This window comes from Frankia sp. AgKG'84/4 (assembly GCF_023242965.2).
Lineage (GTDB): Bacteria > Actinomycetota > Actinomycetes > Frankiales > Frankiaceae > Frankia.
Map to the genome: position 1 here is coordinate 1 of NZ_JALKFU020000789.1, position 1,102 is coordinate 1,102.

The 1,102-nt window shown below is 75.3% G+C and carries 1 protein-coding gene; it reads right to left on the reverse strand.

Annotated features, from left to right (window positions below):
* On the reverse strand, positions 1-1,102 hold a 1,102-nt coding region (locus MXD58_RS25235), incomplete at both ends, for a putative bifunctional diguanylate cyclase/phosphodiesterase (protein WP_374616632.1).

The window sequence follows — 1,102 nt, forward strand, 5'->3', positions numbered from 1 at the left end:
GCTGCCGGGCGTCCGGGTCGTCCGCGCCGGTGCCCGACGCGGCCATCCCCACCGGCACCGACTCCGCCGGCATCCAGGCCATCGTCGCCGGCACCGCCGGAGCCGTGATCGCCCGGGTCGGTGCCGCCACGGCCGCGGGTGCGGGTGCGGCCCACTCGCGCAGCCAGCCGACGACCCGGTCGCCGGCCATCGGCCCCGAGACGAAGAAGCCCTGCACCTCGTCGCATTCCCAACCGGCGAGCGTCTGCCAGGACCGCTGGGTCTCGACACCTTCGGCGACGATGCGCAGCCGCAGCGCGTGGGCGAGGGAGACCGTGGACCGGACGATCTCGGCGGCCGCCGGGTCGCGGTCGAGGTCGCGCAGGAAGGTGCGGTCGAGCTTCACCTCGTCCGCGGGCAGTTCCCGCAGGTAGGTCAGCGTGCAGAAGCCCGTGCCGTAATCGTCGAGGCTGACCCGCACGCCGAAGCGCCGCAGTCCGGCGAGGGTCCACCGGGCGGCCTCGCGGGCCTCGACGAGGGTGTCCTCGGTCAGTTCGATGACCAGCGCCGAGGACGGCAGGCGATGGCGCGCGAGGGCCGCGCGCACCACCCCCACGAAGCCACCATCGATGATCACGGACGCGGGGACGTTGACGGAGACCGTGAGCGTCGCCCCCCGGGCCCGCCAGCGCGCGCAGTCGGCCAGCGCCAGCTCGAGCACGTGCGTGGTGAGTTTCGGCATCAGGCCCGCGCGGGCGATCTCGGGAAGAAAGGCGTCGGGCTGGCGCATCCCGTCGACCGGGTGCCGCCAGCGGACGAGCGCCTCGACGCCGCTGATCCGCCCGCTGCGCAGGTCGGCCTTGGGCTGGTAGCTCAGTTCGATCTGACCGCGGTCGAGGGCCTGGCGCACCTCGGCGCGCAGCAGCAGGCGCGCCCGGTTGACCGGCGGCGAGGGGGCGTAGACCGCCTGGCCGGTGCGGGACCACCTGGCGGCGCGCATCGCCTCCTCGGCGTGGCGCAGCAGCTCTGCCGAGGTGCGCCCGTGTGCCGGCGCGTGCGCGATGCCGACGCTGACCTCCGGGCGCACCGGGACGGCCGCGAGCACGACCGGCTCCGCCAGCAC